This is a genomic window from Roseateles sp. (genome assembly GCF_031397715.1).
GTDB lineage: Bacteria > Pseudomonadota > Gammaproteobacteria > Burkholderiales > Burkholderiaceae_C > Paucibacter_A.
The window spans coordinates 1-4843 of sequence record NZ_JANNMI010000142.1; the positions used below are offsets into that span (position 1 = coordinate 1).

The 4843-nt window shown below is 63.3% G+C and carries 6 protein-coding genes; 2 read left to right on the forward strand and 4 right to left on the reverse strand.

Annotation, left to right across the window (positions count from 1 at the left end; genetic code table 11):
- Nucleotides 1–159: 159 nt before the first annotated feature.
- A complete protein-coding gene (locus RMO57_RS06095; protein ID WP_310385143.1) occupies nt 160–942 on the forward strand; it encodes a 3-hydroxybutyrate dehydrogenase in 783 nt (260 codons plus the stop codon).
- A 30-nt stretch (nt 943–972) separates the two neighbouring features.
- Here RMO57_RS06095 and RMO57_RS06100 read toward each other — a convergent pair whose 3' ends face one another.
- Nucleotides 973–1485 (reverse strand): cupredoxin family protein, encoded by a 513-nt coding sequence (locus RMO57_RS06100; protein WP_310385144.1) that lies wholly within the window; start codon nt 1483–1485, stop codon nt 973–975.
- A gap of 140 nt (nt 1486–1625) precedes the next feature.
- Here RMO57_RS06100 and xth point away from each other — a divergent pair, with 140 nt between their 5' ends.
- The gene (xth, locus tag RMO57_RS06105) at nt 1626–2390 is read left to right on the forward strand and encodes an exodeoxyribonuclease III (RefSeq protein WP_310385145.1); all 765 of its coding nucleotides are present in this window, start codon (nt 1626–1628) and stop codon (nt 2388–2390) included.
- A gap of 5 nt (nt 2391–2395) precedes the next feature.
- Here xth and RMO57_RS06110 read toward each other — a convergent pair whose 3' ends face one another.
- The 3 genes from RMO57_RS06110 to RMO57_RS06120 form a co-directional block, all read right to left on the reverse strand.
- Nucleotides 2396–2740: a cytochrome c gene (locus RMO57_RS06110; RefSeq protein ID WP_310385147.1), complete on the reverse strand. Its 345-nt coding sequence runs from the start codon at nt 2738–2740 to the stop codon at nt 2396–2398.
- The gene (locus RMO57_RS06115) at nt 2740–4014 is read right to left on the reverse strand and encodes a sulfite oxidase (protein ID WP_310385149.1); all 1275 of its coding nucleotides are present in this window, start codon (nt 4012–4014) and stop codon (nt 2740–2742) included. The genes RMO57_RS06110 and RMO57_RS06115 overlap by 1 nt, the downstream gene beginning before the upstream one ends.
- A 180-nt stretch (nt 4015–4194) precedes the next feature.
- Nucleotides 4195–4843 (reverse strand): C-terminal helicase domain-containing protein (locus RMO57_RS06120; RefSeq protein WP_310385151.1); only part of this gene is annotated, 649 nt, incomplete at its 5' end.

A 4843-nucleotide genomic window follows, 5' to 3' on the forward strand; every position in this document is an offset into this window, starting at 1 on the left:
ATCTACAAGAAGCTCAATGTCTCCAGCCGTGCCGAGGCCGCAGTCTTGGCGAGCAAACAAGGGCTGGTCTAGCCGCCGGTGCCCCGCGGGCATCAAGGCCCTGCCACTCGGCGCGAGCTCGGCGGGCCATCGTTCATCTCTTCAGAGGGAAGCATTTCGATGTTGAAGCACAAAGTCGCCGTCGTCACCGGATCAACCAGCGGCATCGGCCTGGGGATCGCTCGCCAGCTTGCGGCCGCGGGCGCCGACCTGATGATCAATGGGTTCGGCGATGCCGCCGAGATCGAGGCCTTGCGGGCCGAACTCGCCAGCACTTACGGCGTGCGCGTGGCCTATAACGGCGCCGACTTGTCGGTTGCGACCGAAGCCACCGGCTTGATCGCCAACACGGTGCGTGAGCTGGGCAGCGTCGATGTGTTGGTCAATAACGCCGGCATCCAATATGTGTCGCCAGTGCAGGAGTTCCCGCTGGAGCGCTGGGATGCGGTGATTGCCATCAACCTGACCGCGGTGTTCCTGACCACCCGCGCCGCCCTGCCCATCATGCACGAGCGCAAATGGGGCCGCATCATCAATATCGCCTCGGTGCATGGGCTGGTGGCCTCGGCCGACAAGTCGGCCTATGTGGCGGCCAAACATGGGGTGGTCGGCCTGAGCAAGACGGTGGCGCTGGAGACCGCCGGCAGCGGCATCACCTGCAATGCGATTTGCCCCGGCTGGGTGCTGACGCCCTTGGTGCAAAAGCAGATCGACACCCTGGCCGTCAAGGAAAACCTCAGCCCCGAGGAAGCCAAGACCAAGCTGCTGAGCGAAAAGCAGCCCTCGCTGCAGTTTGCGACGCCCGAACAACTGGGCGGCCTGGCGATCTTCTTGTGTTCCGACGCCGCCGCGCAAATCACTGGGATCGCCTTGCCAATGGATGGAGGTTGGCTGGCGCGTTGATGCACCAAGCTGCTGGCGTTCTCCCGCGCTTTATTTGCTGGCTTTCACAACCTTGATGCGCCCGACCATGCCGGCCTGGTAATGGCCCGCAATCAGGCAGGCGAAGTCAAACTCGCCGGCGCGGTTGAAGGTCCAGCTGATCTCACCCGTCTTGCCGGGCGGGACGTGGGCCATATACGGCTCGTCATGTTCCATATTCGGGAACTTCATCATCAGCGCCGCGTGCTGGGCGAGCGTAGCCTCGGTGCCCAGCACAAACTCATGCAAGACCTGACCCTCGTTCTTGATGATGAACTGGATGGTCTCCCCGAGCTTGACCTCGATCAGGCTCGGCGTGAAGCGCATCGCGTCCGACATGCTGACCTCGATGCGACGGGCTGGCGCTTTGGCCTTGGCCGCGATTCCCCAGGCTTGCTGAACAGCCTTGGTCGGTGCGGCAACCGGGTGAGCGTCGCTGCCGTGGGCACCTACCTGGCTGCTGACGCACAGCACGGTGGCCCCTAGCAAGAGGGCAAAGCAGGTGCTACTTTTGAAAATTTTCATGCGTGGGTACCTGGTGTCTGAAGCCGGCTTGATTCAATCTCGGTCGGCCTGGCCAGGGATTGTGCCCCGCGCCAGATTTCTGCCGAAAACGGCCGCGACAATACGGGGCAATAGCCCAAAAACAAACGCTTGAACTTGCCATGAAACTTGCCACCTGGAACGTCAACTCCCTCAATGTACGTTTGCCCCAAATGCTGGACTGGCTCGCCGCCAATCCGGTCGATGTGCTGGTCTTGCAAGAGACCAAACTGCTAGACGCCAAATTCCCGTCCGCCGAGATCGAGGCGGCCGGCTACCAAGTGCAGTGGTTTGGCCAAAAAACCTATAACGGCGTGGCGCTGCTGAGCCGCAGCGGGGCCAGCGACATCATCAAGAACTTGCCCGGCTTCGATGACCCGCAAGCCCGCGTGATCGCCGCCACGGTGGACGGCGTGCGCTGCATCGGCGCCTACTTTCCCAACGGGCAAGCCCCGGACAGCGACAAGTTTGTCTACAAAATGGCCTGGCTGGACGCCTTGCAGCGCTTTTTGGCGGCGGAGTTGCAGGCGCACGAAAAGCTGGTCTTGATGGGTGACTTCAATATTGCCCCGACCGATGCCGATGTCTATGACCCCATCGCCTGGGCCGGCCAAATCCACTGCACGCCCGAGGAGCGCGCGCATTTCCAGGCCATGCTTGAGCAGGGCATGGTCGACGCCTTCCGGCTGTTCGAACAGGCCCCCAAGAGCTGGACTTGGTGGGACTACCGCAACCTGGCCTTCCGCAAAAACCAGGGCCTGCGGATCGACCATATCCTGGTCAGCCAGGGACTGAAGGGGCAAGTCAAGGCCTGCGTGATCGACAAGCTGCCGCGCAAGAACGAGCGGCCCAGCGATCACGCGCCGGTGATCATTGAGCTGGCCTGACAAGCTCAGTTGCTTGCAGCGGCGCCGGTGGCTGTTGACACATAGCGCGCCAAGGCCTTGATCTCGGCCTCGCTGAGCGTTTTGAAGGCCGGCATATTGCCCAGCCCGTTGCGCAAGGCCTTGGTCACTCGGTCGGCGTCGGGCTTGATTTCGTCCAGCACCGGGCCCACCGCCCCTTCCGAGCCGGCGTCGCGCAAGGTGTGGCAGAGCGCACAAGCCGGCACCGCAGATTGGGTGAACAGGCGCTTGCCCAGCGCCAGTTCAGCAGCGTCGACAGCGTCGGCGTTGGCGCCGAAAGCGCCAGCGCTGACCAGCAGCAAACTGGCCGCCAGCAACGGGGGTCGCGGCATCAAACCAGCGTCACCGTCACAGCATGGTCGAGCACGCTGTTGTTGTTATAGCCGCCAACGTTCTCCAGCCGCTGCTCGGGCTGCACCTGGCCGGCCATATCGGTGGCGCGGCTCAGCAAGGTGTGGGTGCCGGCGGCCAGCTTGGCCGCCAGCACGAATTGGCGCCAAGCGTACTTGCCCAGATCGGGGCCGACCAAGCGCGCTTCCTGCCAGTTTTTTCCCGCGTCAACCGACACCTCAACCCGCTTGATCGCATGCAAGCCGCCAAAAGCCAGGCCTTGAATCTGCACCTGCCCGGGGACTGCGGGGCGCACCAGCGGCAAGGGGGACGTGATCCAGCTCTTGACATTCATTTCCAGCACCGAGGGCTGGCTCGGGTCGGCCTTAGCCCCGGGGGGCGAGATGCGGTAGCCATGCGCCATGATCTTGGCGTCGGACTCCTGGGGCGTGAAGGCCAGCCGCTTGATGTACTTGATCTGATTGACGCCTTGATAGCCGGGCACGATCAGGCGCAAGGGGCCGCCATGGGCGAGCGGAATCGGCACGCCGTTCATCTCCCAGGCCAGCAAGGCATCTCCCATGGCCTTGGCCGGCACCGAGCGCTCAACCAAGATGCTTTTCGGGTCCAGGCCTTGCGGCAAGACTTCACCGCCGGTGCCGGTCATGAATTCATGGCCCGCCAACGTGCCGCCCAGGCTTTCAACCAGTTGGCGCACCGAAACGCCGGTCCAGACCACGCAACCTGCCGCGCCCACCGTCCACGGTGTGCCGCTGGGCTTGCTGGGGAAAAAGCCACGCCCGTTGCCTGAGCACTGCAACACCATGGGCAGAGTCTCCAGCCCCATGGTCTTGAGCTCACGCAAAGTGATGCGCCGCGGCAGCTTGACGCCTTCGATGCTGATTTCCCAGGCATCACGATCATTCAGCACGGCGGCGTCGGGTGCCGGGAGATTGTTGCGCACATAGAGCTGCTCGGCCGGCGTGATCAAACCATTGCCAAAGGCTTGGCGCTTGGTTTCTATGGTGCTGCTGCTGTGGATGATGACGGCGCTAGCGTCCTTCCAGGCGGCGTAGGCGGGCAAGGCCTTGGCCGGCGCGGCGGCGGCGGCCGAAGCTGCCGAAACTGCACTAGCGGGCGCGGCGCTGGGAGCTTGGGCGTTGGCGGCCGAACTGCTCAGCGCCCCGATGCCCAGCGTCGCCAGCGTACCGGCACTGCCCGCCAGCCATTGGCGCCGACCCAGCCCCAGGGCTTGCGCTTTGTCTTTGCTACTCATCAGAACTCCTCAAATGGAAATTTCTACGCCCCAGATAGTAGGGCTTGCCTGGGCAACATTGTCTTAGGGATTTACAGCAGGCCTACAAACGCCAGCTTCCCAAGGCGTCTGCCCAGAGGCTTTGGCCCGAGCAACACCCCGACCGCGGTCAGCACGCCGATGTCGGGCACGTGGCTGGGGTCACGCTAGCGCTGAAGCGGCCGCCGCTGCTGCCGCGGCTTCCCGCAGCTTGTCCTTTTTGCTCTTGCGCAGGCCCTTGACGCCGCCAGTGGCGGAGGGTGCCGACTCAAGATCGGTCGGCTCGAAGCCGGCAATCTGCTCGCGCGGCACGCGCTGGGCTTGGCGTTTTTCGATCAGGCGGAAATGGGCCTCGCCATTGGCGCTGTGGCCGCTGACGAAACTGATCGCTACGCCACTCTCACCGGCCCGGCCGGTGCGGCCGATGCGGTGGGTGTAGTCGGACGCCGAACGCGGCAGGTCGTAGTTCAAGACTACCGGCAGCTCCGGAATATCCAGACCGCGCGCCGCCACATCGGTGGCCACCAGCACCTGAATCTCGGAATTCTTCAGCGCCGCCAAGACCTTGGTGCGGCCGCCCTGGCTCAACTCGCCGTGCAAGGCCGCCGCCTTGATGCCTTGCTTCCAGAGCTTGTCGGAGACATGCTCGGTCGCGTACTTGGTCGCCACAAACACCAGCACCTGATCCCAATCGCTCTCTTCCACCAATTTTTTCAACAACTGTGTGCGGCGCTTTGGGTCAACCTGAATCGCGCGCTGCAAAATAATTGGCGCAGTTTCAGCTGTAGATTCGACTTCGATGCGAACCGGC

What these genes read in the sequence shown, in the direction of transcription:
- RMO57_RS06095 (WP_310385143.1), top strand. Translation starts at nt 160, where the DNA reads ATGTTGAAGCACAAAGTCGCCGTCGTCACCGGATCAACCAGCGGCATC.
- RMO57_RS06100 (WP_310385144.1), bottom strand. Translation starts at nt 1,485, where the DNA reads ATGAAAATTTTCAAAAGTAGCACCTGCTTTGCCCTCTTGCTAGGGGCC.
- xth (WP_310385145.1), top strand. Translation starts at nt 1,626, where the DNA reads ATGAAACTTGCCACCTGGAACGTCAACTCCCTCAATGTACGTTTGCCC.
- RMO57_RS06110 (WP_310385147.1), bottom strand. Translation starts at nt 2,740, where the DNA reads ATGCCGCGACCCCCGTTGCTGGCGGCCAGTTTGCTGCTGGTCAGCGCT.
- RMO57_RS06115 (WP_310385149.1), bottom strand. Translation starts at nt 4,014, where the DNA reads ATGAGTAGCAAAGACAAAGCGCAAGCCCTGGGGCTGGGTCGGCGCCAA.